We start from the raw sequence: 25385 nt of genomic DNA on the forward strand, positions 1-25385 counted from the left end.
CGGCCCGTAGAAAACGATAACCAAGGTTGAACCTTGGTTATCGATGTTATCGGCGCCGGTATCTTCGGGTCTGGATGCCAGCTCGTTCAGATGGCCATTTCGCCGACCCTAGTTGTGCTCTTGCGACACCTCTGAATGTTCCGCGTGTCGAGGTTGAACATTTCGATGTTCCCATTGCAGCAAAAGCGACAAGGCACTGGGTAGAACGGTCAACGTAATGATCGTGGCAACGGCAAGCCCGCCGATGACCGAAAAAGCCATGGGCCCCCAGAAAATCTGAGGCGCGATTGGAATCATCCCAAGAATTGCCGCACACGCCGTCAACACAATGGGGCGCGCCCGGTGAATGGCGGCATGCGTGATAGCCTCACGCGGCGACTGGCCGGTACTGATGTTGATATCCACTTCTTCGATCAGGATAACGGCATTGCGGACGATCATACCGACAAGTGCAATTACACCAAGCTGTGCGACGAACCCCATAGGTGTCCCGGTCGGCAACATCGCCATGACCACACCGATCAAGCCGAACGGCGCCATCGCCAGCGCCAGGAACATCCGCGAGAAACTACGCAACTGCACCATCAACAGCACGCACATCACCAACGCCGTAATAGGCAGAACAGCAGCCAGTGACGCACTGCCTTTGGCAGCCTCCTCGACTGCTCCGCCTGTCGCGATGTTGTAGCCCTTGGGTAGCAGCGCAGCAAAATCCGCTACCGCTGGCGCCAGTGCCTGCACAACTGTTGCAGCCTCGAGCCCTTCGCGAACATCCCCTTGAACAGTGATCAAAGGAAGACGCTGCCGTCTCCAGATGATCGGGTCTTCGACGCCATAGCTGAGGACAGCAATCTGGCTCAAGGGAATGGTATGGCCTTGAGGTGTACGTATCTGCAGGTTCGCAAGGGTCGCAAGGTCGGTCCGTTCGCCGCTTTGCGCCCGTACGATCACGTCCACAAGACGGTCCTTGTCACGCACACTGGTCACCGCAGAACCAGAGAAAATCGTCGCCAAGGCACTGGCAACGTCCTCTGAAGACAGGCCCAATGCTCGTGCCTGGGTCTGGTCAACCTTGACCAGGACGCTTCTTTGCGGCTCGCCTGATAGAAGGTGGACCTCACGGGTGTCGGAGTTGGCAGATAAAATGTTGGCCAGGCGCGACGCCAAATCACGGACCGTGGCCTGATCCGGGCCGGTGACACGGTACTTCAACGGCCAGCCCACCGGCGGGCCCAACTCAAGCGGAGTCGCGCGCGCGATGAGGCCGGAAAACTCTGTTTTGAAACTCTCAGCCAGGCGTGCCTGCAGGGCATCCCGTTCTTTGACCCCTTTGGCGATCACGACAGTTTGAGTGATGTTCTCGTTCTGCAGCAAAACTTCCATGGGCAGATAGAAACGGATAGCCCCAGAGCCGATATAGGTTGAAAAACGCTCGACAGCAGGGTCAGCTTTAAGCAACTTCTCGAGCTTTGCCGCTTCGCGCTCCGTCGCATCCAGGGAAGCATTTTGCGGCAGCGTCAGGCTTACCAGCAGCTCTGGCCTGTCCGAGGGCGGAAAGAACTGCTGCTCAAGATAAGATGCAGCGCCGAGGGAGGCGACAAAAGCCGTGACTGCAGCGCCGAGCGTTATTGCGCGATGCTGCAGAACCCAGCCCAAGGCCCGCCGGTAGGCGCCCATGAGTTTACCTCCGCCATGCTCATGGTGCGGCAGAGCCTTAGGTAGAATCAGGGTGCCAAGCAAGGGTGAAAACAGAACCGCTACCACCCAGGATGCTGATAATGAAATCAATACCACCATGAACATCGAGTAGCAGTATTCGCCGGCACTTGAAGCCGCGAAGCCAACTGGAATGAATCCGGCAATCATGACGAGCGTGCCCGTCAACATTGGAAACGCTGTTGACTCGTAGGCAAAGCTCGCCGCCCGCGACAGGTTCCAGCCTTCTTCCAGTTTCCCGACCATGGCCTCGACGGTGATCATCGCGTCATCGACAAGCAGCCCCAACGCAATAATCAACGCGCCCAAAGAGATTCGCTGAAGACCGATACCCATGATCTCCATCCCGATGAACGTCAGCGCCAACACGAACGGGATCGAAATACTCACAACCAGGCCGGCACGCACACCGAGTGACAGAAACGACACTGCCAGGACGATCGCAACTGCCTCAGCCAACACCGTCAAAAACCCGCTAACCGCCTGCTTCACGACAGTAGACTGGTCGGCTACCAGCGCCATTTCGATACCGTAGGGAAGGGTCGCTCCGACCTCATTCATACGGGCCCGCACCGCCTCTCCAAACTCCAGGAGATTGCCGCCTGCGGCCATCGAAACGGCAAGGCCGAGCGCTTTTTCGCCGTTCACCCGGAACAATGGCGCTGGCGGGTCGGCCGGGATTCTCCGGATATCGACAAGCTCGGTCAGTGGCACAAACCGGTTGTCAGCTCGCAACGTCAAACTGCGCAAACTTTCCTCGGAGGCAAACCCTCCGCTCACTCGCAGAGCGATCTTGTCATCAGGCAACCGTACCGTTCCGGAAGGAATGACAGCGTTTTGCGCCTTCAGCGCGTGCAGGATCGCCTCTTCGTCCAAGCCAAAAGCCGCAAGCCTGGCAGGCGAAAACTCCACGACGATCTGCTCCTCTTGCACACCGAGCAGTTGCACCTTGCCAATGCTGGGAAGGCGCAGTAGCTCCGCACGCACTCCCTCAAGGTAGTCACGCAGCTCCCGATCGGAAAAGCCTTCGCCGGTAAAGCCGAAAATCTGGCCATAGGTATCGCCAAACTCGTCGTCAAAAAATGGCCCTTGAACACCCGCCGGAAGCGTTGCGCCGATATCTGCCATTTTCTTGCGAACCTGGTACCACGCGTCAGGTACGATCCGCGACGGAGCATCATCACGCAGGTTGACCATGATGACGGTTTCGCCGGGACGCGTGTAGCTATCGAGTCGGTCGAGATAGGGTATCTCTTCCAGCTTCTTTTCCAGCCGATCAGTCAGCAGGTTCGTCGTGTCTTCAATGTTCGCGCCTGGCCAGCGCGCAGCCACCACCATGGTTTTGATGGTGAATGCAGGATCTTCGTTTCGGCTCAGGTTTTCATAGCTGCTCATTCCGCCCACGAGCGTAATGAGCATCAGGAAAAACATTAGAGGCTTTTGACCGATCGACCACGCCGAGAGGTTGAAGCCTGACTGCTCTTTATCGAGTTTTGGCTTCGAGCTCATTTCGTCACCTGCTCTGCGTCATACGAGACTTTTTGCCCAAGTCTGAGTTTGCTCACCCCAGCGGTTACGACCGCCTCACCTTCCGTTAGCCCGGATTCGATGATCGTCTGGCCAGCCGTGTAGCGCGCAACTACGACTGGTTTGCGCACAAGTTCATGCGTGGTGGGCTGGACGACATATACAGCAGGCGTACCACCGTCACTGGTCAATGCAGAGGCTGGCAGGATGACCAGAGGCTTGCCACTCAAAACAAGGCGCCCGGTCACGGTAGCCCCAAGCGTCATAACAGGAGGCGCATCCGGTAAAGCAACACGAACCCGGTAAGTACGTGTTGCCACATCAGCAGTAGGGCTTGCATCGCGAATTGAGCCGATGACTTTGATCGACGGGTCAGATACGAGTGCCACTTCCACTTTCACATCGGACGGAACCGATGTGTAAAGCCGCTCGGACACGTTGAAGACTGCAACGCGGTCGTTTGTCGAGGACAGCTTGATCGCCAATTGCCCCGCATCGACGACTTGTCCTGCGTTCACAGCGACAGCGCTGACGATGGCTGCGTTTGGCGCACGCAGCTCCGTGTAGGAAAGCTTGTCGCGTGTCGTAAACAATCTGGTTTTCGCAACATTCAGTCTTGCGTTCGCGGCTCGCCAGTTTGCCTCGGCCTCTTCAACACGTACACGCGCGACGAACTGTTTGTCAAACAGCGTGCGTTGTTGGCTCAACTGAGACCTGGCAAGCTGCTCGGTCGCTTCGGCACTTGTCAATTCGGCTTCCGCGGCCCGCAGTTCATTTTGCACATCATTAGGTTCGAGCGTCGCCAGAACCTGCCCCTTGGCAACGCTCATTCCGACTTCCGCGGTTCGAGTGGCTACGCGCCCGCCGATGCGAAAGCCGAGATCGGTCACGACCTGAGCTTGTACCTCTCCCGTCTGGGCAACCTCCTCACCGATGGTGGCGGCCTTTACGATCTGGGTCCGAACGGCGCGTAGCGGTTCCTCTGAACGAACCTCCTCACGACACCCGACAAGCGCAAGGCCCAGACTGCCCAATAAACCGCATGCCAGTACCGACTTGAGCAGCGTCATGTCAAATGCCCTCTTCATGAAATGGTTCCGCACGGCTGGTGCCCCAGGGCGCATTCGCAGCCGGTTTCTCGATACATTCCCTGCTCCTGCAGGGGGCTTGCCTCAAGCGCAAAGCAAAACAGCGTTCTGCTCGTCACTACCTCCTTGTCCAGGCTCAGCAGGAGCTGTCACAGCATGGGCGAGGTACGCAATCCAAAGGCCGTGACTGAACACAAGGCAATTACCGCTGTTCAACCGTTGCCTCAGCACGACCCAAGCATTAGCATATCACTCGTTATTGTAAAAGCAGTCCTATCCATGTGCATAGAGGGCAAGCGCCTGTGCGCCGAGTGCTGCGACCTCAGGCTGTTCGACAAAACGGCCGCCAAAGGCGGGACAAGCCAAGCCGAATACGTATCCACAAATCAGTACTGAAGGATTGCCACCATGCTGCGCAAACTCTCACTGGCGATAGCCGTGTCTTGTGCGTCCAACGGAGTGGTCTGGGCAGCTGACGTGCCCCAAACAGTGAAGACCGACCTGGTCAGCGTCTACCAGGAAGCGGTCGACAATAATGCTGACCTGGCTGCAGCCCGCGCCGATTATGGCGCCCGCCGCGAAGTGGTGCCGCAGGCCCGTGCCGGGTTGCTGCCCAATCTTTCGGCCGGTGCCGAGATGCAGAACACCCGCACCAAGTTCGACGAGCCGTCGGCCACCAGCAACCGCAGCGGCAATACCTGGAGCGCGACCCTGGCGCAACCGATCTTTCGCGCTGACCGCTGGTTCAAGTTGCAGGCGGCCGAGGCGGTCAACGAACAGGCGGCACTGGAGCTGTCGGCGACCGAGCAGAACCTGATCCTGCAAACCGCGCAAAACTACTTCGCCGTGCTCCGCGCCCAGGACAACCTGGCCGCGACCAAGGCTGAGGAAGCTGCCTTCAAGCGCCAGCTGGACCAGTCCAACGAACGGTTCGACGTCGGCCTTTCCGACAAGACCGACGTACTGCAATCCCAAGCTAGCTATGACACGGCACGGGCCAACCGGATCATTGCCGAGCGCCAGGTACAGGATGCCTTCGAGGCACTGGTTACCCTGACCAACCGCGAGTACACCTCGATCCAGGGCGTGGTGCATACCCTACCGGTACAGGTGCCAACGCCCAACGACGCCAAGGCCTGGGTTGAAACCGCCGGGCGCCAGAACCTCAACCTGCTGGCTACCAACCACGCGGTCACCGCTGCCGAGGAAACCCTGCGCCAGCGCAAGGCCGGCCATGCGCCGACGCTGGATGCGGTTGCCAAGTACCAGAAAGGCGACAACGACAATCTTGGCTTCACCAACTCGGCTGCCCAGCCAAACGTGCACTACAGTGGCGACGTCGAGCAGACCAGCATCGGCCTGCAGTTGAACATCCCGATCTACAGCGGCGGCCTGACCAGTTCGCAGGTGCGCGAGGCCTACCAGCGCCTGAGCCAGAGCGAGCAGCAGCGCGAAAGCCTGCGCCGCCAGGTGGTGGAAAACACCCGCAACCTGCACCGCGCGGTGAACACCGACGTGGAACAGGTGCAGGCGCGCAAGCAGTCGATCATCTCCAACCAGAGCGCGCTGGAAGCCACCGAGATCGGCTATCAGGTGGGTACCCGCAACATCGTCGACGTGCTCGATGCCCAGCGTCAGCTGTACACCTCGGTGCGCGACTACAACAACAGCCGCTATGACTACATCCTCGACAACCTGAGCCTGAAGCAGGCGGCCGGCACCTTGAGCCCGCAAGACCTGGAGGACCTCAAGCGGTACCTGAAGCCGGACTACAACCCGGACAAGGACTTCCTGCCGCCGGATTTGGCGGCTGCAGCGCAGAAGAATCTCGAGCGCAGCCGCTGAGGCGTCTTGCTTGCGTATCAGGGTAGTGATAGATTCGACCCCAGTGAGTCTTTATTGGCTCATATGAATCCATAAAGAACATTTCCAGGTATCTCGCTACACGTGAGGGGCTCACATGGAAAGGGTAATCACGAATGACTTCGCCCCTCACAAAACTACCGAAAGCCAGCACAGCTGTATCCCAGGACTTACTTCGCGAAAAATCGATCAGACGCTGACGACAGCACTGTTCAAATAATGCGCCGCCCTCCCCCCGGGCAATTGCCAAGGAATAGAAATGCTTTTAAGAACCACCGCTATGCTACTTGCATTTTGCAGCCTGCCATTGTTGGCTGCCGAGCACGAGCTTCCCTCGGGCAAGGACGTCATGCGACAGAACCAGGCACAGATACAGAACAACCTGGATGATGCCGACTACAAACGCAAAATCGTGGTTAAAAACAACATGGGCCTGGAGGGTCAGGAAAACGAAAAATTCTGGCCGATCTATAACACCTACCGGGCAGAGGCCCTGAAAATCAACAAGAACATCCTGGAAACCATGATCGACTACGGCCAGGCCTATAACAAAGGCTATGTGACCGATGAGCTGGCCACAGAGTTGCTCGATCGGATTTACACCCTCCAGGAAGACCACATAGAACTCCGTGAGAAGTACACACGGCGCATCGCTAGTGCTGTTTCCCCTAAACGCGCCATGCGTTTCCTGCAGATTGAAACACAGCTGGACGCGCTACTCGAACTTGATATCAGCCGGAAAACTCCGTTAGCGGAGTAGGACAGCATAGTGATGCCCGTCCTGGACGAGATGCGTAGCAACTTCGCAAGCCAGGCGCGAGCGCTATAACAATATCCCTTATCTAAAAACAAAATCTTGAGAGCATGACCATGAAAAGCGCCTTGGTATCGATATTTTCCGTCTGTGTGTCACTCACCTCCCTGGCCCATGCGGCACAGCCCCCAGAGAGCGTGTTCAATCGCAGTTGCCAGATGTGCCATAACGGCCAGCTACCGATGGCGCCGAAGAAAGGTGACGCCGAAGCCTGGAAGCCGCGGCTCGCTCAAGGCAAGGATGTGCTGGTCAAGCATGTCACGGAAGGTTTCAACGCCATGCCTGCCCGCGGCTTGTGCATGGACTGCACAGCAGAGGACTATGCAGCGGTGATCGACTGGATGTCCAAGCCTTGAGCTGATTGTTCTCAGAAACACATATTCACATAACTGTTGTTGTCATATATGTGACTGCTTGCTAGCCTCCTGGATACCTACAAAAAAACGGTCCGGGAGGACGCTCATGCAAGACTCGATAAGCAGGGCTTTTCATGAAGATGGCGCCGTGTTGGTCAAGGGGCTTCTGAACCAGGAGCAACTGGCGCGCTGTCGTGAAGCGTATGACTGGGCCGTGGAAAACCATGGTCCCCATGCAACCCGAATGTTCGCTGGCACTACGCAGCAGTCGCATGTCGACAATGCCAACCCGGTGGCCAAACAGCGCCTCGAAGCGCTTGTCGAAACCCTGCCGCTGGGCAACCTCTTTGCCCGGATCTGGGGTTCGCGGAATGTCTGGTATTTTGCTGAAGAGGTCTTCCTGAAAGCCGGCGGGCAAGGCTCCCGGACCCTCTGGCACCAGGACACCTCCTACCTGCCCTGGGCCGGCGAGCATTGGGGCAATGCCTGGATCAGCTTCGAATCCATCCCGCAACGCAACGCCCTGGAGATCATCCGTGGTTCGCATCGTGGGCCACGCTACGATGGCACCACGTTCGCCGACCCTGATGATCCGACGCAACCGCTGCACGACAACGGCGCCCTTCCCCGCCTGCCCGACATCGAAGCCGAGCGCAAACTGAACCCACACGCTTACGATGTGCTGTCGTGGGCCACCGAACCCGGTGACGTGATCCTGCTGCATCCGGCGTCCTTGCACGGCGGCGCTCCAGTCGACAGCGACTTCCCCAGCCGCCACACCTTCGTTTTCCGCTTCTTCGGTGACGACGCCACCTTCAAGCCGCTACCGAAGGAAAGCAAAGCGGGATACCCACCGCAAGGCGTGCTATTCACCGAAGAGCTCAAGCAGCTCACGGCCGGTGCCGCGTTTCGCCATCCCACCTTCCGCCAGGTTGTCTGAACAGGAGGCACCATGAATACCACCCCCTTGAAACGGCTATCGATCAATCCACCGCCAACCCAGCTGTTCTACGATCAGTTTCACTATTCCCAGGCAACCCGCGTTGGCGACCTCATCTGGGTATCGGGGCAGGTCGGCATCGACAGCGAAATGAAACCTGAAAGCGACGTGGCAGCCCAGACACACCTGGCATTCCAGTCGCTTGCCAAGGTGCTGCAAGCGGCTGGTGCAGGCCTGGAGGATGTGGTCGAACTGACCACTTTTCACACCCGGCTACGGGCTGACATGCCAGTATTCGCCAGTATCAAGGATGAATACTTCCCCTCACGGTATCCTTCCTGGACTGCGGTCGGTATCACAGAGCTAGCCCTGCCAGAGCTGGTAGTGGAGATTCGCGCGGTAGCTGTAGCAGGAAGCGGTAGCGCCTGACTCGGCGGTGATTGGCAAAGGCCCGGCTGCCGCTTCAATCGGCGTGGAGAATCATTCCTGTCTTCAGGCAGGTGTAATCCACGCTCGATTTCTCTATGCTGAGCCAACCGTGGAAGCCAGCCACCTGATCCAGAAACGTTTTCGTCCTGAAATCCTGAGACCCCATGCCTGATTCCAAGTCACCTTCCAGAACAGCCACCACTTCCGCCGGTACGAGTGCACCTCGCAGTTCAACACGCCGGGGACGGCCCGTGGGCGACCGCGACGCCAAGCGTGCAGAATTGCTGGAGGCGGCCATTACCGTGATCGCGCGGGATGGCTACGCCGGGGCTTCGATGCGCAATGTCGCAAAACACGCAGGCTGCACCACAGGCGCGGTGACCTATTACTTCGCCAACAAGGAAGAGATGATCACTGAGGTCGCCCAGAGCCTGTTCGACCAGGTCGACACGATGTTGGCAGCGAATCAGGCGGAGATGAACATTCCCGCGTTGCTCCGGCAGTGGATGGAGTGGGTCAACGACGGCGAGTCGACGCTCTGGCTTTCCTGGTTGCAATTGCTGACCCATGCACGGCACGAGCCGGCGTTCGCACATGTCATCAAGCAGCGCTATGCCAGATTCCGCCAGGTGTTTACCGTGGTGATCGAGGAAGAGCAGCGCCAAGGCAAAGTCCGCGACGACCTACCGCCGGATGTACTGGCCGACCAGATCAGCACCATCTGCGACGGCTGGCTGATGATGATGCCGATCGAGCCCGAGCGCTTCAGCGCCGAGCGCGGGAATACCCTGCTCGATGCTCTCATCACGCTGATAGCGCCCCCTGCCAAGCACAGGCGCTCGCGCAAAGCCTGATCGAAGCAGAACCATAAGGCGTAGGCCAGACGGGTATTCGTCCGGCCTTGGCTAATCTCGCCTTGCCTTTGGGCGGTGAAGCTTCCTACTTGGACGCGTTCTTGTACACGCTCAGTGCCCTGTTGGCTGCGGCCAGGCACCCTTTCCCATCGCCCTTTTCCCGAGCTTCCTTGGCCTGCGCAATCAGTTTGCGAATATCCGTGGCCACTCCACCGTGTTGGCCGGCGCCCTCGGAACGCTCGATAGCGTCGAGCTGGTCGATCTTGGCAGTACAGTTGTCGGCTTCGGTCTTGTCCGCGGCATAGACCACTGGCGCGCAGATGATCGATGCAACGGCTATCACTTTCAACATGTTCATGGGTAGCTCCTCGGGTTGTGTGCAGCAAATTTGGATAACGCCGACTATTTAATATAGGTCGCGTAGGGATCGACGCCCGATTTTCGTGGCTGAAACGATGACTGGACGCTCGCTCCCTCTTTGCACGACGATCGCGCTGCGCTATTTTACATAACTACGGTTATTTAAATACAACAATAGCGTGCCGAGGCAAAAAAATGAACACTGAAGACACGTCTTCGCCGGCATGCCGCCGGCGTCTGCTTCTGCAGGTGCTCGCTGGCGTGGCGTTGGCAGGTGGTACGGGGCTCGCCGGGCGAGCGCTGGCCCAGACGGTAGAGGCAGCCCCGTCAGATGTACTGGACGTGGTCGTCATCGGCGCCGGGCTTGCCGGCCTCACCGCAGCCAGAGACCTGCATCGCGCTGGCTGCACCTCCTTCGCCGTACTGGAGGCTCGGGATCGAGTGGGTGGAAGAACCGTCAACCATCAGCTCGGCGGCGGTGTGATCGCGGAGGCCGGAGGGCAATGGGCAGGCCCCGGACAGACGGCCATCTTCGACCTGGCACGCGAACTGGAAGTAGAGACCTTCCCGAGCTATTACCAGGGTCGCAATGTCTATCTGGCGGGCGACGCCCGATACGAGGAAGATCTCAGCGCCGCCCATGGCAACCCTGTCACTGCGAAGCTCAACCAACTATCGCGGAAGGTTCCGAGCAAGGAGCCGTGGACCGCAGCCGATGCGGCCGAAATCGACAAGCTGTCGGTAGCCCAATGGCTGACGAGTCAAGGCATCGACAATGCCAGCCGTTTCAGCTTTGACACCTCAATAGGCCTGACCACCGGTACTCCGCCAGCCAGCCTGGCCCTGCTCCACTACCTCTCACTTATCAACTCGGCCGACTGCAGTATGGAAAAGCTGGAGGGCTTCCATGGCGGCGCCCAGGAGACCCGCTTCGTGGGCGGTTCCCATGTATTGAGCACGCGCATGGCAGAGGCGTTGGGCGACCGCATGAGGCTGTCCAGCCCGGTACGCAAGATCGCCAACTGGGACAGGGACATCGTCGAAATCTACACAGACCAGGGGCTGGTCCGCGCCCGCCAGGTGATCGTTGCACTGCATCCCGCACTGTGCCACCAGATTGTCTTCGAGCCGGCTTTGCCCGAGGGGCGCGCGCAACTGCAACGGCTGTGGCCTGCCCATGCACCGATGCGCAAGACGGTGCATGTCTACGACCGGCCATTCTGGCGAGACAAAGGGCTCAATGGGCAGATCAGCCAGGCCGATGGCCCCCTGATCTTTTCCTGCGACAACTCGCCCGCCGATGGCAGCGTCGGCATCCTTTCGGCGTTCGTGCGCAGCGCCCAGCTAACACATGAAGCCGAACGGGCGAGCCAGACGCTGGCCGGCATTTTTGCCCAGGCATTGGGTGATGAAGCCTTGCAGTTCAGGCAGTACCACGATCACGACTGGGCCAAGGTCGACCCCTGGACCTTGACCTGCGTCGGCGCCATCCCTCCCGGTTTTCTCACCCGTTGGGGCCGCTACCTGAAACCTGCCGTCGGTCGACTGATCTGGTCGGGCACCGAAACCGCTGACATCTGGGCCAGCAGCATGGATGGCGCAGTGCGCTCCGGCCACCGAGCTGCCCTGGAAGCGTTGCAGGCGCTGGTTGCCAATCGGAGGAACGCATGATGAAACGCGCTTTGCTGATAGGTGTTGCGGTCGGCGTTACCGGGCTTGTGCTGGCGGCAGTCATTGCCGGCCCGCAGATGCTAGCGGGCTATCGATTCATGAGTGCACTGGACAGCCATTACGTCCGCTACGACGCCGATGTCGGAACCTGGCCGCAACCCCAGGATACCTGCAACGCATGCCATGGTGCCTCCGGGCAGTCACAGAACGAGCAGTACCCATCCCTCGCCGGGCAGCAGGCCAGCTACCTCCAGACACAACTCAAGGCATTTGCCGAGGGCAAACGGCACAGTGCGCAAATGGAGCCACTGGCCGCCACATTGACCGACGACCAGATCGCGTCGCTGGCGCAGTATTTTGCCCGGCAGACGCCGCTGCGCACCGACACCCCGGCGGCGGATGAGCGGTTGTCGGCCGAGGGCCAGGCGAGCGCCACAGCGCGTGGCTGTAGCGCCTGTCATGGCAGCGATTTCATGGGCGGGGCAGCTGGGCCGCGCCTCGCCGGGCAGGGACAAGCTTATCTGCTCAGCCAGCTCCTGGCGTTCAAGCAGGGCACGCGGACAGACCCGAGTGGGGCCATGAACGCGACCGCCGGTCTACTTTCGCCAGCCGAGGCACAAGCGCTGGCGCACTACCTCGCAGGCCTTGCCGCCGCCAGCCGCTGACCTGTCAAAGGGCGGATGCTCAGCCTCCGCCCCTGTTCCACGGCGTTATCACGCGAGCTTGGTGCGGCGGGGAAAAAACGTTTCGAACTTAAACATAACAGTCGTTGCGTTAAAGTCGAGAGCGGATTACAGTGCAGTAAAACAACAACAATCAACGGAGCGCATCGTATGCACGACTCCATTGCCCCACCCGCTGCCGGCCACCCTCCTCCGGGCCTCAGCACTGCCGTCTCGCGGCTGCCGAACGACTACCGCGTGATCGCGTGCGCGCTGATACCCACCTTTCAATCAATGACCCGGTCAAATTCCGAAGGCGCGGAGACTCCATGAGCAACCTTCATTTCGATACCTTGATCATCGGTGCAGGCCTGTCCGGCATCGGCACGGCGTGCCATCTGATGGACGAGTTTCCCAACCGCAATCTCGCCATTCTGGAACGGCGTGAATGCATGGGCGGAACCTGGGACTTGTTCCGCTATCCAGGCATCCGCTCCGACTCGGACATGCTGAGTTACGGCTACAAGTTCCGCCTGTGGGACAGCCCCAAGGTGCTGGCTGACGGAGCCTCGATCCGGCGCTACATCCAGGACACGGCAAAGCAGTACGGCCTTGCCGACAAGATCCATTACGGCCTCAGGACCCTCAGTGCGAACTGGTGCAGCCAGCAGCGCCTGTGGCAATTGACGGTGCTGCACGAAGCCAGCGGGGATATCCGGCATTACACCTGCCGATTCCTGCTCTGCTGCACCGGCTACTACAACCATGACGAGGGTTTTCTGCCCGCCTTTCCAGGGGAGAACGACTTCAAAGGTGTGCGGATCCATCCCCAGCATTGGCCCGAGGACCTGGACTATCGCGACAAGAATGTCGTGGTCATTGGCAGCGGCGCAACCGCTGCCACGCTGATTCCGGCGATGGCCGACAAGACCCGCCATATCACGATGCTGCAACGCTCCCCCTCGTACATCTACTCGTTGCCTTCGACCGATAAGCTCACGGGCGTGCTCTCCCGCATCATGCCCACAAGCTGGGCGCTCGGCCTGGCACGCAAACGCAACATCATGCTGTACCGCGCCGTTTACATTGCCTGCCGGCAATGGCCACGCCTGATGCGCAGGATCATCCTGGCACACGTGCGCCGCCAGGTAGGCCCGAATGCCGACATGCGCCACTTCACCCCGACTTACATGCCTTGGGACGAGCGCCTGTGCGCCGTACCCGACGGCGACCTGTTCAAGTCCATTCGCAACGGCCAGGCGTCGGTGGAAACGGACCATATCGAGCGTTTCACCGAGCATGGCATTCGACTCAAGTCGGGCAAGGAGCTGCCTGCCGACATCATCATCACTGCCACCGGGCTGCGTTTGCAGTTGCTCGGCGGCATGACCGTCTCGGTCGACGGCACGCCGTACCCGATCGGCGAGCAGATGACCTACAAGGGTGTGCTGCTGGAAAACCTGCCGAACATGGCCTGGATCTTCGGCTACACCAACGTTTCGTGGACGCTGAAGGTCGGCCTGGCCGCCACTTACCTGTGCCGCCTGTTCCGCTACATGGAACAACGCAACCTGGATGTCGTGACGCCTTACGACAACGCCAACAACGCGTTGAGCGACGGGATCCTGAATTCGATGAAGTCCGGCTACATCCAGCGTGACCAGCACTTCCTGCCGCGTCAGGGCCGGTCGCACCCCTGGTTCGTCTTCATGCACTACGGGCGCGACAAGAAGATGTTGCTCAAGGACCCGATCGAAGACCACCACCTGGAGTTCCAGCGCGCCCAGCAACAAGCACTCACCCCGCGGCCCGCCAAGGTCACCGGTTGAACCACGACGCCCACGGCCTCGCCGCCAGTGCGTGAAAAACAAGAAAGGTAAAAGGCTGAATATCATGCTAGGTCAAATGATGACGCTCCCGCTGACCATTCCTTCACTGCTGGAGCATGCGCAGCGGTATCACGGCGATACGGAAATCGTTTCCTGCCTCCCTGGCGGCGCCCTGCACCGCTACACCTATGCCGACGCTCACCAGCGTGCCAGGCAAGCCGCCAACGCCCTGACCCGCCTGGGCGTCAAACCTGGAGACCGGGTGGGTACCCTGGCCTGGAATGGCTACCGTCATTTCGAGCTCTACTATGCGATTTCGGGCATGGGGGCGATCACCCACACCATCAACCCGCGACTGTTCCCGGAGCAGGTCGCGTGGATCATCGGGCATGCCGAAGACGAGGTGGTCTGCTTTGACGAGAGCTTCGCTCCGCTGGTCGCCGACATCGCGGCGCAGTGCCCGAGCGTGAAGCACTGGATCGCCTTGTCGGATGCTGCGCAGATGCCGACTGCGGGCGAGACCCGCCTGCTGTGCTACGAGGAGCTGCTGGCTGCCGAGCCCGCGACGTTCGTCTGGCCGACCCTCGATGAGCATGCGGCGGCGGCGCTGTGCTACACCTCCGGAACCACCGGCAACCCCAAGGGCGTGCTCTACTCCCATCGCGCCACGCTGCTGCACGCGCTGTCCAGTGCCCTGCCCGACTCGCTCTCGCTGTCGGCCCGCGAGGTCGTGGCACCGATCGTGCCAATGTTCCATGTCAATGCCTGGGGGCTGCCGTACTCCGCGGCCTTGGTGGGCGCCAAGCTAGTGCTGCCTGGTGCCGGCCTTGATGGTCAGAGCGTCTTCAAGCTGTTCGAACAGGAAGGTGTCACCTTCTCGGCCGGCGTGCCCACCGTGTGGCTGAGCCTTCAGCAGTACATGCAGCAGACCGGAAAGCGCCTGCCCAGCCTGCAGCGTCTGGTGGTCGGTGGTGCCGCCTGTCCGCCTGCACTGATGCGCAGCTTCGAACAGGAGTTCGGTATCCGGATCCAGCACGCCTGGGGCATGACCGAAATGTCACCGACGGGCACCGTCAATACCTTGAAAGCGTCGCACCTGCCCCTGGACGAAGAAGCGCGCTTTGCCATCAGCATCAAGCAAGGTCGACCACTGTTCGGCATCGAGCTGAAAACCGTGGACGATGACGGCAACGAGGTAGTGCGTGACGGCAAGACCTCGGGAGCCCTGGTCGTACGTGGCCATTGGGTGGTCGATCGCTACTACCGCAGTGATGAAACGCCGCTGGTGAACGGCTGGTTCCCGACCGGCGACGTCGCCAGTCTCGACCAGGACGGGTTCATGCAGATCACCGACCGGGCCAAGGATGTGATCAAGTCGGGCGGTGAGTGGATCAGTTCAATCGAGCTGGAGAACATCGCCATGGGCCACCCTGCCGTCGCTGAAGCTGCCGCGCTGGGCATCGCCCATCCGAAATGGGACGAACGCCCGCTGCTGGTAGTTGTCGCCAAGCCTGGAGAGGCGCCGACCCGTGAGGCGATCCTCGCGCTCTATACCGGCAAAGTGGCACGCTTCTGCATCCCTGACGACGTGGTGTTCGTCGAGGCACTGCCGCACACTGCCACCGGCAAGGTCAGCAAGATCCAGTTGCGCCAGGCGTTGCGTGACTACCAATGGCCGGGCTCACCAGCGCGCGAGGTGGCGTCATGAACGCCCCTGCGAGAAGCCGGGCCGATACCCGTGTCATCGACCCGAGCGAAGGTCGCTGGAAGCGCAGGCTGCTCAACCTGCTATTGCGCCTGTCGGTGAAGTCCCGCCACGGCATGGGTATCGATATCCAGCGCCTGCGCAAGCAGTTCGCGCAGCTGGATCGCCAAGGCCAAGCGCTACCAACGGACGTGCTTCGGACGAGAGTCTCGTGCAACGGTACCCCTGCACATTGGCTGTCGCCGGCCAGTTGCAGGCAGGAGCGCGTGCTGCTGTACATCCACGGTGGTGCGTTCGTCGCCTACACCCCGCAGATTTATGCCGCAATGGTGGCGAACTGGTGCAGACCGCTCAAGGCCAGGGCGCTGATGGTGGACTACAGCCTCGCGCCCGAGTGCCCCTTCCCAACGGCGCTTGATCAGGCTCATGCCACCTACCGATGGCTGCTCGAACAGGGGACCAGGCCCGAACACATCGTGATCGCTGGCGACTCCGCCGGCGGCAACCTTGCGCTGGCGCTGCTGCAGCGGCTCAGGGACGAGGGAGCACAACTGCCAAGCTGCGCAGTGCTGTTGTCACCGTTCCTCGATTTCACCCTCAGTGGTGCGAGCGCGCTGGGCAATGCTCGTCACGACCCGATCTTCACCCTGCCTTTCGCGATCGCTATCCGCGGTTTCTACGCATCGGCCGAAAAACACGCGTCGCCTGAAGTGTCGCCCTTGTTCGGCTCCTTCGCCGGCTTGCCACCACTGCTATTGCAAGTAGGCAGCACCGAAATGCTGCTGGACGACTCGGTCCGCGCGGCGGCCAGCGCGGCGGCGGCCGGAGTGCCGGTTCGCCTGGAAATCTGGCAACAGATGCCACACGTGTTCCAGATGATTGCGGCGCTTCCGCAAGCCCTCCAGGCACAGCGCCATATCCTGGACTTCGTCAACGACCACACGAACTGGGATGGCTAGCGAACCTGTTCCTGTCCTGCCCAGACCTCCCAATGATTCCCCCGAGAACAACAACATGGAATTCGATTATCTGATCGTGGGTGCCGGCTCTGCCGGCTGTGTCCTTGCCAATCGCCTCAGTGCCGATCCCAGTGTCACCGTCTGCCTGCTCGAGGCAGGGCCGGAGGATCGATCACCACTTATCCATACTCCCTTGGGCCTGGCTGCCATCCTGCCAACGCGCCACGTCAACTGGGCATTCAAGACCACCCCTCAGCCTGGTCTGGGCGGGCGGGTAGGCTACCAGCCCCGAGGCAAGGTGCTCGGAGGCAGCAGTTCGATCAACGGTATGATCTACATCCGCGGCCATCAGGACGACTTCAATGACTGGCAGGCGCTGGGCAACGAAGGCTGGGGCTTCGACGATGTTCTGCCGTACTTTCGCAAGAGCGAAATGCACCACGGCGGCAGTAGCGAGTATCACGGAGGCGACGGCGAGCTCTACGTCAGCCCGGCCAATCGCCACGCTGCCAGCGAAGCCTTCGTGGAGTCCGCGCTGCGTGCCGGGCACAGCTATAACCCCGACTTCAACGGTGCCACTCAGGAAGGCGCTGGCTACTACGATGTGACGATTCGCGACGGCCGCCGCTGGAGCACCGCGACGGCATTCCTCAAGCCGGTCCGCCATCGCAGCAACCTTACCGTGCTCACTCATACCCATGTCGAAAGTATCGTCCTGCTGGGCAAGCAGGCGACCGGGGTACAGGCGCAGATCAAGGGCTCGCGCGTGCACCTGAGGGCGCGCAAGGAGGTCATACTGTCAGCAGGCGCCTTTGGCAGCCCGCACTTGCTGATGCTCTCCGGCATTGGTTCGGCAGCCGAACTCGAGCCCCAGGGCATCGCCCCGCGCCATGAGCTCCCGGGCGTTGGCCAGAACCTGCAGGACCACGCGGACGTGGTGCTGTGCTACAAGAGCAACGACACTTCGCTGCTGGGCTTTTCCCTGAGCGGTGGCGTGAAGATGGGCAAGGCCATGTTCGACTACGCTCGCCATCGCAATGGCCCGGTTGCGAGCAACTGCGCCGAGGCCGGCGCGTTTCTCAAGACCGATCCAGGGCTGGAGCGCCCGGATATCCAGTTGCATTCGGTGATCGGCACGGTGGATGACCATAATCGCAAACTGCACTGGGGCCATGGCTTCAGTTGCCACGTGTGCGTGCTTCGCCCCAAGAGCATCGGCAGTGTCGGCCTGGCCTCGCCAGACCCGCGCAAGGCGCCGCGTATCGACCCCAACTTCCTTGCCCACGACGACGATGTCGCAACACTGCTCAAAGGCTACCGCATCACCCGTGACATCATTGCCCAGACGCCCATGGCCAGCTTCGGACTCAGGGATATGTACAGCGCCGGCCTGCACAATGATGAACAGTTGATCGAGCTGCTGCGCAAACGCACCGACACCATCTACCACCCAATCGGCACCTGCAAGATGGGGCAGGACGAGATGGCCGTGGTGGATAGCCAGTTGCGTGTTCATGGTATCGAGGGGCTGCGCGTCGTCGATGCCTCGATCATGCCGACACTGGTCGGAGGCAATACCAACGCGGCCGCGATCATGATCGCCGAACGCGCCGCTGAGTGGATTGCTCACGGCTGACACCCTCGCCCGGACTCAAACCGCCCTGCACCATGCCAGGCATGGGCGGTTTCCACCTACCCGATCTCCCCTCCTCCCGCCCCCAAGCCTGCACGCCATCTGAACTGTGGGAGCGGGCAAGCCCGCGAACACCGTCAAAGCCGGTGCCATGCACTGCACTGCCTGCTTCGAGGGCACGCCCGCTGCCACAGATGGCGCTGCTCGAAGGGCTTGGCGGTTTCCGACCTTTCACATCAACATAAAAAAAGCGCCCCGAAGGGCGCTAAAAAGGGCATGACGATCGTAGCGTCAACTCGATGTAGCCTCGTCAGCCCTACCCAGCAAACGCTTTTCAACGCAACATCAGGCGCATCAGGGCTTGGGTCAGGCGCCCATAGGGCGGTTTGAGCAGGAAACTGCCATTGAACTTCGCCTGGTAGAACACCGGCCGCATCTTGCTGAACGTCTGGAACCCTTCCTCGGCGTGGTAGTGCCCGAGCCCTGAATTGCCCACGCCACCGAACGGCAGGTTTTCCTGCAGCACATGCAGCATCACGCTGTTGACCGAAACACCTCCGGACAATGTCTGGCGCAGCACCGTCTCGACCCGGCCGGCGTCTTCGTCGAACAGGTAGAGCGCCAAGGGCCGTTCATGGGCGTTGATGTAGCCGATTGCGTCCTCGAGCTTGCGATAAGCCAGTATCGGCAACACGGGCCCGAAGATCTCCTCCTGCATGATCAGCATGTCGTCGCGCACATCGAATACCAGGTGCGGTGTCAGCTTGCCCGCCCGACGCGCGCCATCCACATCCGCCAGCGCCACCACGCGCGCGCCCTTGTCCCGGGCGTCCGTCAGCAGCGCCTCGACACGTGCCAGCTGGCGCGCATTGATCATGCAGCTGTAGTCGGGGTTGTCAGCCAACGGTTGCGGGTAATTTCGAGCCACCGCCGCCCTGGCATGCGCGAGGAACTCTTCCTCGCTGCCGGCAGGCAGGAACAGGTAGTCAGGCGCGACGCAGGTCTGCCCGGCATTCAGGCATTTGCCCCAAAGAACGGTCTCGGCGGCCTGCTTCAACGAGTAACCCGGGGCGACGATGGTAGGCGACTTGCCGCCGAGTTCCAGCGTCACCGGGGTAAGATTTTCGCTGCAATTGCGCATGATCTGCCGGCCGACCGCCGGTGAGCCGGTGAAGATCAGGTGATCGAAGGGCAGCCGCGAGAAACCGTCGTTGATACCTGCACCTGGCTGTATCACCGCCACCAGGTCCTGGTCGAACCGCTTGCCCAGCAACTCGGCGAGCAAGCGACCATAGTGGCTGGAGTCGCTGGCCACTTTGATCATGGCCCGGTTACCGGCAGCCAGGGCGCCGCATAGCGGACCCAACGTCAAGTAAAGCGGGTAGTTCCACGGCGCAGCAATCCCGATAACCCCGAGCGGCTGGGCCAGCACCGCAGCGCGCGCGGGCTTGAACCAGATCCCGACACCGCGCTTGCGCGGTTTCATCCAGCGTTTCAGGCAGCGGACCGCATGGTTGATTTCGCTGACCAGGCCGAAGATATCGAGCATCTTGGTCTCGTGCTCCGAGCGGTGGCCGAAATCTTTGGATATGGCGGCGGCGATCCGCTCGGCGTTCTCCAGCACCAGCGCCTTGAGCGCCAGCAGGTTGGCCCGCCGGGTCTGATAGGACGGGTAGCGTTCCTCGGCGAATGCGTGGCGCTGAAGCGCGAAAACTTCACGCATCCGCTCGACTTCCGGCGCGACTTGCTCGATCGACATTGTGTAAGTACTCCTGGTGGATCTCTTGGATCGCTGCGACTGCAAACTGCGGCCGCGCGGGCGGCCCCAGCATGGAAACCAAGGTGTGTCAGCGCGCTGGCACCGCTTGATGCTTTGCCCGCACCAGGGCGAAGTACGCGTAGTACAGCTGGATCATCATGAAAGACCAGCTGGCCAGCGCTATCGACATGAATACGGCCTTCGTGTCGTCCCCGGGTATTGGGTAGAAGTCATAGATGCAGGCCACCAGTAGCCCCAGCATCGCCGCCACCGTGACTCCGAAGGCGTGCAGGTACTCGCCGACCATCGCCAGGCGGCTGATGAAGTACGCCAGGTAGACCGTGTAGCCAGCCCACATGATGACGTAGAAGTAGGGAAGCGGCTTGATCATGAAATCAGCCTTGATCATCACGAACGTGCAGGCAAAAGTGATAGCGAAAATCAAAGCGTCCTTGCCCGCCGAAGGCCGGAAGCCATGGGTGACGGCCATCAGGCCAAGCACCGTGACGATCGGGATGCCAAAGCCGCGGGAAAACGCATCGCAGAAATACGAAATGCCGTAGGAGAATTGCGACTGGGTCAGCAGGTAGATCAGGAAGTTGGTGCCGGAAAATGCCACGATCAACCATTCCAGGCCCAGCAGGAAGTTGCCTCTGCGCAGGAATTTGATGCCGTAGGTGCTCCCGGAAACCACCAGGAGGACGCAAGTGAGCAACGCAAGAACATCTTTGATTTCCATAGCTCAGGTCTCTTTCTTGTAGGTATGAAGGCTTTACTTCGGGGTGGCCGCCAAGGCAGCAAGGTAATGCGCCAGCGCCTTGCGGTCTTGTGCCGAGAGGGTCTGGGTAACCGCCTTCATCGAACCGGTTGGATCGACCCGGCTGCCTTGGGCAAAGGCGTCCAGCTGTACCAGCAGGTAGTCGGCACCTTGGCCAGCCAGACGCGGGAATGCGCCTTGGCCCATCAGCTTCTCGCCATGGCAGGCAGCACAGGCACCCGCCTTGACCAGTTTCTCACCTTGCTGGCGCAGGCCAGGATCAGGCTGGAACGTGTGGTTATCCATGGGCGTCTGGCGAGCGTAGTAGTTGGCCAGCTTGTCGATTTCAGCGTCACCCAGGCTGATCGCCAGTGGCTGCATGTTCGGGAAATGACGGGTGCCATTGGCAAAGCCGTGCACCTGCGCCTTGAGGTAATCGGCAGGCTGGCCTGCCAGGCTGGGGTAACGCTGGTGCTGCGAGCTTCCGCGCATCCCATGGCAGCCGTAGCAGGCATCGGCCGTCTGGGGCCAGGGCCCGTCCGCTTCATAGGCCTGGGTAGTGCTGTCGATGTAGGTAACGAGGTGGTAGAAGCCCAGCAGGTCACGGCCGAACAATGCCAGCAGGGCGACCAGCAACACTGCCGTACCACACAACAATTTCTTTTTCATCGCTGTCCCCTATGCCCGACGTAGCGAGGCAAGCGCCTGCAGTGCACTTTGATGACCTGAACGCACGGCGCCATCCATATACCCGGCCCAGATATCGGCAGTTTCAGTACCCGACCAGATGAGGTTGCCGCACGGCGGACGCAACGATTCGCCATGCTCGCTCCAGAAACCTGGCGGAATCGCCGACACGCAGGTGAGGCTCCAGGGATCTGTCAGTCCCCAGTCATGATCGTGGTAGGCGACTGGCTGCAAGGCTTCCTCACCCAATGAGCGGGCGTAGATTTCCGTCAGCACCTGCTGCGCGGCCTGGTGGTCGGAGGGCAGCATGGCATTGACGACGAAGGCGTTGATCACGCCGATTTCGCCGTTGGGTGGGGAGTTGTCCCAAGCCCATAGCAGTGGCCCCTTGACCTGCATGGTGTGGCCGTTCAGGCCCTTCTCGCGCCAGAACGGCCGCTTGTAGACCATCGCTGTCTTGCGCGCAGGGCTGTGTGCCGGCCAGGCACGCTGCAGCGCCGCGCGCCCCTCCGGCAGCGCGGGCTCGAAGCGTACCTGGTTGCACAGCGCCGGATGGATCGCGACGATGACCCGCCGGGCGCGTATCAACCCTTGGTCAGTGTGCAGCGTGACGACGTCGCGGTCCCACTCGCTGATCGCGCGCACCGGGCAGGCCAGGCGCAGCCGGTCGCCCAACTGCTCGGCCATGCGCGTGCACAGTATCTGCGAGCCACCAACGAAGCGGGTGCCCTGGGCGCTGTCCTTGATCGAGTCCAGCTTCATGTAGTCGCAGCTTGCCGAATTGATCATCGACAGGAAGTGCAGCAGGCTCATTTTGGCCGGCGCGACGCCACAGGTGAGCATGAAGCTGGTATCCCAGCCAGACCTGTCCTCAGGCTTGATATCTTGTTGCGCCAGCCAATCACCCGCCGAGAGCTTGTCCAACTCGCTGACCTTGGAAGAAGCCCATGGTTTACCGGACGGTACCAACCTGGAGAGCTCGCTGAGCTTGGCGCCGATTCGTTCATCGGTGCCAAAGGTGCCTTGCAAGTCGATCTCCAGTCGCCCTTCCCCCCCAAGAACCACAGTCTTCCCCTGGTAGTAGGTGGGGAACGTGTCCACTTGAAGCTCACGGGCAAGGTCGGCGACGGCCGTCTGGCCGGGCCCGATCCACTGCCCACCGACCTCGGAGATGTAGCCCGAGCCCAGGTCGTAATTGAGCACCCGACCGCCGACCCGCTCACGGGCTTCCAGCACCTGGAATGAGCGGCACCCGGCGTTCAGCAGATCGCGGGCCGCCGTGAGCCCGGCCATGCCGGCGCCGATGATGGCAACATCCAGGATGCCCTCATCGTCGCCATGCGCAGCCGCCACAGGTTCAGCGGCGCTGGCCAGGCCGACATGCAGGCCGAGGCCGCCAACGGCCGCGGTAGCGCCAGCGAACTTCAGCAACTGCCGGCGCTTGAGATCCAATGAATTGGAGGTAGGCTTTTCAGCCATAAAGGGAGCCTCACGCTATTGTTGTTCGATTGTGCTGCGCCACTGCGTGGCGCTTCAGGTCCAGCAAGCAAGGGATGAAGCGTTAAAATGTTCAGGCGCCCAGCGGCAGGCGCAGTGCCCGGTGTCGCAACTGCAACCCGAACAACACCAGCCAGAACGGGAAGATCAGTACCACGAGCACCAGCAGGGCATTGGTCAGCGGATCAAGGGCGGCAAAGAAGCCGGAAACGAAGTACAGCCCGAAGCACCAGCCCACCACCTTCAGCGGCAGCAGGATCGAGTTGCCCCAACCGGCATTCTTCAAATGGCGCCCCACGACGATGCCCCAGAACAGGACAACAGGGCCTTCGCACCACCAGAGCCCGCGCTGGCTACCCACTGCAATGGTCGTCCATGCTGCCTCGGCGCCAGCTCGCACGGCCTCGCTGCCCGTCAGGTGCAATTGCGCCAGTGGGTTGAGCACCGAAAGCTGCAGGCCCGCACCGGTTACGCCAAGCACCACATAGGTGGCGATGGCCAACAGGGCCATGTCCCCGAGCGCACCTGCCTCATCGCGAAACTCGCGCCAGAAATATGCCCCCACAGCCAGCACTGGCAGGTAGAAACCCAGGATGTCGGCGAACATCGACAGCCTGAAGTACTGCCTGGCTTCAGCCGGCAGGGTCAGCATGGTCGTTCCCTGCAACGTCACGGCCATGTCACCCTGAGTGACCATGAGCATGAAACCGACATTGAGGTAGGCGAACAGTCCGCCGATGATCGAAGCCCATGCCGTGAAACGCATGGCCTCATTCGAATAATTGTTCATTGCATCTCCGGGGGTGATGGATCGGCAAGGCGCCGCGCCGCGATCGGCCAGCGCCTGATCGCAGTTACGACGCTCGTGCCCGTCGATTGAGGGCGTTGTCGAGCAGGTTTACACCCGCCAGGGCGGCCTTTACCGCGCACCACTGCAAAGGTTCAGGAAGCGTCGAGGGGGTCTTGTGGCGCAGCGCCGTGAGCAAGGGCTGCTCGATGCCGCCGATACGTTCCGCCAGCAGGAAACCGATCAGCGATTGGGTGCCAACGCCATGTCCCGAGCAACCAGCCGTGTAGTAGATATTGCTGTGCGGCCCGGTTTCACCAACCACCGGCAAGGCGTCGTAAGCAAGGCTTATATAGCCGCTCCAGCACTTGTCGATCGCCACGTCGCGCAATGACGGGAAACGGTCGTCCAGGGCTTGCCTCAACGCGGCGTACGCCGCCCGGTCCGGCTCGTTCGGGGTCTGTGAGCCGTAGGCATAACCCAGTTGCTTGGTGGTTATCAGGAGGGTGTTGCGTGCGGTCAGGCGGTGGCTCTCCATGGTCCAGTGGGGGGTCACGATGCCCTCCCGGCCCTGCCAACCCAAGGACTGCAGTTGCGCAGCGGACAGCGGCTGTGTCTCGATGGCCGAGACCCGCAGTGGCGTGACCTTGTCGCGCAGCAAACCCAGTTGCGGCGTGTAGGCATTGGTGGCCAGGACCATGACCGGCGCGCTTGCCGAGCCTTTCCCGGTACGGCAGGTAATGGTTGGGCCGTCACTGTAGGACAGCAGCCTGGTCTGTTCGAACAAGCGAACACCAGCCTGCAATGCCGCGCGGCGCAAGCCCATCACGTACTTGCCGGGATCGAGCGTGCCACCGTGCTGAATGCAACCGAAAAGGAACGCAGGCGGAATACCGCGAGCGCGCATTTCATCGCGATCCACAAATCGAGTGACCGAGCCCAGCTCCTGTCCCAGCGCCATGCTGTGGCGCAGTCTCTTTTCCTGCGAGGGATGGATGACGGCACGGATGACACCGCTGGGCAGGTAATCGCAATCGATGGCCAGCTCACCCAGCCGTCGTTCCACGTAGGCCACGCCTTCATCGTAGAAGGACACGACCTTGCTGGCCTGTTCCACGCCGAGCCGCTTGTGGAACAGTTCGAACTCGACGCCCATGCTGCCGGCAAGGTAGCCGGCATTGCGACCGCTGGCGCCGAAGCCTGCAAATGCCTGTTCGAGGACCACCACGCTGGCACCGAGCGCGGTGAGCTCCAGGGCAGTAGACAGCCCGGCGAAGCCCGCGCCGACGATGATCACATCGGCATTGATGTCATCCCCAAGCTCCGGCTGCAGATCGTCTGGCTGTTCGACCCATCCGCCGAGAAGGCGGAACTTGTCAACGTTGCTGCTGAGCTCGGACATGGTTTGCCTCCGAAAAATTTGTTGTTGTTTCGCCAGACTCTACTGCTGCGCCCTATTTAACGCAACAGTTGTTATGTTGTTTTTTACACG

The 25385-nt window shown here is 60.8% G+C and carries 22 protein-coding genes; 13 read left to right on the top strand and 9 right to left on the bottom strand.

The features are described 5' to 3' along the window. Window positions 1–108 precede the first annotated feature (108 nt). A complete protein-coding gene (locus ABNP31_RS12965) occupies window positions 109–3225 on the bottom strand; it encodes an efflux RND transporter permease subunit (RefSeq protein WP_238066302.1) in 3117 nt (1038 codons plus the stop codon). Beyond that, complete coding sequence (locus tag ABNP31_RS12970) at window positions 3222–4313, bottom strand: efflux RND transporter periplasmic adaptor subunit (protein ID WP_236222162.1); 1092 nt, start codon at window positions 4311–4313, stop codon at window positions 3222–3224. The genes ABNP31_RS12965 and ABNP31_RS12970 overlap by 4 nt, the downstream gene beginning before the upstream one ends. A gap of 174 nt (window positions 4314–4487) precedes the next feature. On the opposite strand from ABNP31_RS12970, the gene ABNP31_RS12975 reads away from it, so the two are divergent. The 7 genes from ABNP31_RS12975 (at window position 4488) to ABNP31_RS13005 (ending at window position 9587) form a co-directional block, all read left to right on the top strand. Continuing rightward, window positions 4488–4727: a hypothetical protein gene (locus ABNP31_RS12975; protein WP_238066303.1), complete on the top strand. Its 240-nt coding sequence runs from the start codon at window positions 4488–4490 to the stop codon at window positions 4725–4727. A gap of 12 nt (window positions 4728–4739) precedes the next feature. Then, window positions 4740–6176, top strand: coding sequence for a TolC family outer membrane protein (locus ABNP31_RS12980; protein ID WP_238066304.1), 1437 nt, complete (start codon window positions 4740–4742; stop codon window positions 6174–6176). 277 nt (window positions 6177–6453) lie between these two features. After that, window positions 6454–6954 carry a hypothetical protein gene (locus ABNP31_RS12985; RefSeq protein WP_061302286.1) on the top strand — a complete coding sequence of 167 codons (501 nt, stop codon included), beginning with the start codon at window positions 6454–6456 and terminating at the stop codon, window positions 6952–6954. Between the two features lie 110 nt (window positions 6955–7064). Further along, window positions 7065–7364, top strand: coding sequence for a c-type cytochrome (locus tag ABNP31_RS12990; RefSeq protein WP_061302287.1), 300 nt, complete (start codon window positions 7065–7067; stop codon window positions 7362–7364). Between the two features lie 106 nt (window positions 7365–7470). Continuing rightward, window positions 7471–8304, top strand: a complete 834-nt coding sequence (locus tag ABNP31_RS12995; protein WP_061302288.1) for a phytanoyl-CoA dioxygenase family protein — start codon at window positions 7471–7473, stop codon at window positions 8302–8304. A 12-nt stretch (window positions 8305–8316) separates the two neighbouring features. Further along, window positions 8317–8733 carry a RidA family protein gene (locus ABNP31_RS13000; protein ID WP_350013379.1) on the top strand — a complete coding sequence of 139 codons (417 nt, stop codon included), beginning with the start codon at window positions 8317–8319 and terminating at the stop codon, window positions 8731–8733. 251 nt (window positions 8734–8984) lie between these two features. Continuing rightward, window positions 8985–9587 carry a TetR/AcrR family transcriptional regulator gene (locus ABNP31_RS13005; protein ID WP_143110123.1) on the top strand — a complete coding sequence of 201 codons (603 nt, stop codon included), beginning with the start codon at window positions 8985–8987 and terminating at the stop codon, window positions 9585–9587. Window positions 9588–9672: 85 nt separating this feature from the next. Here the strand turns inward: ABNP31_RS13005 and ABNP31_RS13010 are convergent, their stop codons facing one another. Next, entirely contained in the window at window positions 9673–9945 is a 273-nt protein-coding gene (locus ABNP31_RS13010; protein WP_238066305.1) for a hypothetical protein, read from the bottom strand. Between the two features lie 197 nt (window positions 9946–10142). On the opposite strand from ABNP31_RS13010, the gene ABNP31_RS13015 reads away from it, so the two are divergent. The 6 genes from ABNP31_RS13015 (at window position 10143) to ABNP31_RS13040 (ending at window position 18409) form a co-directional block, all read left to right on the top strand. After that, window positions 10143–11618: a flavin monoamine oxidase family protein gene (locus ABNP31_RS13015; protein WP_350013380.1), complete on the top strand. Its 1476-nt coding sequence runs from the start codon at window positions 10143–10145 to the stop codon at window positions 11616–11618. Further along, the gene (locus ABNP31_RS13020) at window positions 11618–12283 is read left to right on the top strand and encodes a c-type cytochrome (RefSeq protein WP_350013381.1); all 666 of its coding nucleotides are present in this window, start codon (window positions 11618–11620) and stop codon (window positions 12281–12283) included. Before ABNP31_RS13015 ends, ABNP31_RS13020 begins: the two co-directional genes overlap by 1 nt. A gap of 326 nt (window positions 12284–12609) precedes the next feature. Next, the gene (locus ABNP31_RS13025) at window positions 12610–14109 is read left to right on the top strand and encodes a flavin-containing monooxygenase (protein WP_238066308.1); all 1500 of its coding nucleotides are present in this window, start codon (window positions 12610–12612) and stop codon (window positions 14107–14109) included. A gap of 76 nt (window positions 14110–14185) precedes the next feature. Then, window positions 14186–15817 carry a 3-(methylthio)propionyl-CoA ligase gene (locus ABNP31_RS13030; RefSeq protein ID WP_309673694.1) on the top strand — a complete coding sequence of 544 codons (1632 nt, stop codon included), beginning with the start codon at window positions 14186–14188 and terminating at the stop codon, window positions 15815–15817. Further along, window positions 15814–16773 (top strand): alpha/beta hydrolase, encoded by a 960-nt coding sequence (locus tag ABNP31_RS13035; protein WP_350013382.1) that lies wholly within the window; start codon window positions 15814–15816, stop codon window positions 16771–16773. The genes ABNP31_RS13030 and ABNP31_RS13035 overlap by 4 nt, the downstream gene beginning before the upstream one ends. A 55-nt stretch (window positions 16774–16828) precedes the next feature. Then, window positions 16829–18409, top strand: coding sequence for a GMC family oxidoreductase (locus ABNP31_RS13040; RefSeq protein WP_350013383.1), 1581 nt, complete (start codon window positions 16829–16831; stop codon window positions 18407–18409). A gap of 331 nt (window positions 18410–18740) precedes the next feature. Here ABNP31_RS13040 and ABNP31_RS13045 read toward each other — a convergent pair whose 3' ends face one another. The 6 genes from ABNP31_RS13045 to ABNP31_RS13070 form a co-directional block, all read right to left on the bottom strand. Beyond that, window positions 18741–20165 carry a coniferyl aldehyde dehydrogenase gene (locus tag ABNP31_RS13045; RefSeq protein ID WP_350013384.1) on the bottom strand — a complete coding sequence of 475 codons (1425 nt, stop codon included), beginning with the start codon at window positions 20163–20165 and terminating at the stop codon, window positions 18741–18743. An 88-nt stretch (window positions 20166–20253) separates the two neighbouring features. Then, on the bottom strand, window positions 20254–20904 hold the full coding sequence (locus tag ABNP31_RS13050; protein WP_350013385.1) for a hypothetical protein: 651 nt from the start codon (window positions 20902–20904) through the stop codon (window positions 20254–20256). A gap of 33 nt (window positions 20905–20937) precedes the next feature. After that, on the bottom strand, window positions 20938–21591 hold the full coding sequence (locus tag ABNP31_RS13055) for a c-type cytochrome (protein ID WP_350013386.1): 654 nt from the start codon (window positions 21589–21591) through the stop codon (window positions 20938–20940). Between the two features lie 9 nt (window positions 21592–21600). After that, window positions 21601–23088, bottom strand: coding sequence for a flavin monoamine oxidase family protein (locus ABNP31_RS13060; protein WP_350013387.1), 1488 nt, complete (start codon window positions 23086–23088; stop codon window positions 21601–21603). A 91-nt stretch (window positions 23089–23179) separates the two neighbouring features. After that, on the bottom strand, window positions 23180–23896 hold the full coding sequence (locus tag ABNP31_RS13065) for a hypothetical protein (RefSeq protein WP_350013388.1): 717 nt from the start codon (window positions 23894–23896) through the stop codon (window positions 23180–23182). A gap of 64 nt (window positions 23897–23960) precedes the next feature. Next, a complete protein-coding gene (locus tag ABNP31_RS13070; RefSeq protein ID WP_350013389.1) occupies window positions 23961–25295 on the bottom strand; it encodes an NAD(P)/FAD-dependent oxidoreductase in 1335 nt (444 codons plus the stop codon). Between the last annotated feature and the right edge of the window lie 90 nt (window positions 25296–25385).

Source organism: Pseudomonas asiatica (assembly GCF_040214835.1).
GTDB classification, from domain to species: Bacteria; Pseudomonadota; Gammaproteobacteria; order Pseudomonadales; family Pseudomonadaceae; genus Aquipseudomonas; species Aquipseudomonas putida_Z.

Bases quoted from the DNA above. Each gene is read 5' to 3' on its own strand.
- ABNP31_RS13010 (WP_238066305.1), bottom strand. From the start codon at position 9,945: ATGAACATGTTGAAAGTGATAGCCGTTGCATCGATCATCTGCGCGCCA.
- ABNP31_RS13060 (WP_350013387.1), bottom strand. From the start codon at position 23,088: ATGGCTGAAAAGCCTACCTCCAATTCATTGGATCTCAAGCGCCGGCAG.
- ABNP31_RS13025 (WP_238066308.1), top strand. From the start codon at position 12,610: ATGAGCAACCTTCATTTCGATACCTTGATCATCGGTGCAGGCCTGTCC.
- ABNP31_RS13040 (WP_350013383.1), top strand. From the start codon at position 16,829: ATGGAATTCGATTATCTGATCGTGGGTGCCGGCTCTGCCGGCTGTGTC.
- ABNP31_RS13030 (WP_309673694.1), top strand. From the start codon at position 14,186: ATGATGACGCTCCCGCTGACCATTCCTTCACTGCTGGAGCATGCGCAG.
- ABNP31_RS13000 (WP_350013379.1), top strand. From the start codon at position 8,317: ATGAATACCACCCCCTTGAAACGGCTATCGATCAATCCACCGCCAACC.
- ABNP31_RS12975 (WP_238066303.1), top strand. From the start codon at position 4,488: ATGGGCGAGGTACGCAATCCAAAGGCCGTGACTGAACACAAGGCAATT.
- ABNP31_RS13065 (WP_350013388.1), bottom strand. From the start codon at position 23,896: ATGAACAATTATTCGAATGAGGCCATGCGTTTCACGGCATGGGCTTCG.
- ABNP31_RS13070 (WP_350013389.1), bottom strand. From the start codon at position 25,295: ATGTCCGAGCTCAGCAGCAACGTTGACAAGTTCCGCCTTCTCGGCGGA.
- ABNP31_RS13045 (WP_350013384.1), bottom strand. From the start codon at position 20,165: ATGTCGATCGAGCAAGTCGCGCCGGAAGTCGAGCGGATGCGTGAAGTT.
- ABNP31_RS12990 (WP_061302287.1), top strand. From the start codon at position 7,065: ATGAAAAGCGCCTTGGTATCGATATTTTCCGTCTGTGTGTCACTCACC.
- ABNP31_RS12970 (WP_236222162.1), bottom strand. From the start codon at position 4,313: ATGACGCTGCTCAAGTCGGTACTGGCATGCGGTTTATTGGGCAGTCTG.
- ABNP31_RS13020 (WP_350013381.1), top strand. From the start codon at position 11,618: ATGAAACGCGCTTTGCTGATAGGTGTTGCGGTCGGCGTTACCGGGCTT.
- ABNP31_RS12995 (WP_061302288.1), top strand. From the start codon at position 7,471: ATGCAAGACTCGATAAGCAGGGCTTTTCATGAAGATGGCGCCGTGTTG.
- ABNP31_RS13050 (WP_350013385.1), bottom strand. From the start codon at position 20,904: ATGGAAATCAAAGATGTTCTTGCGTTGCTCACTTGCGTCCTCCTGGTG.
- ABNP31_RS13055 (WP_350013386.1), bottom strand. From the start codon at position 21,591: ATGAAAAAGAAATTGTTGTGTGGTACGGCAGTGTTGCTGGTCGCCCTG.
- ABNP31_RS12985 (WP_061302286.1), top strand. From the start codon at position 6,454: ATGCTTTTAAGAACCACCGCTATGCTACTTGCATTTTGCAGCCTGCCA.
- ABNP31_RS13035 (WP_350013382.1), top strand. From the start codon at position 15,814: ATGAACGCCCCTGCGAGAAGCCGGGCCGATACCCGTGTCATCGACCCG.
- ABNP31_RS12965 (WP_238066302.1), bottom strand. From the start codon at position 3,225: ATGAGCTCGAAGCCAAAACTCGATAAAGAGCAGTCAGGCTTCAACCTC.
- ABNP31_RS12980 (WP_238066304.1), top strand. From the start codon at position 4,740: ATGCTGCGCAAACTCTCACTGGCGATAGCCGTGTCTTGTGCGTCCAAC.
- ABNP31_RS13015 (WP_350013380.1), top strand. From the start codon at position 10,143: ATGAACACTGAAGACACGTCTTCGCCGGCATGCCGCCGGCGTCTGCTT.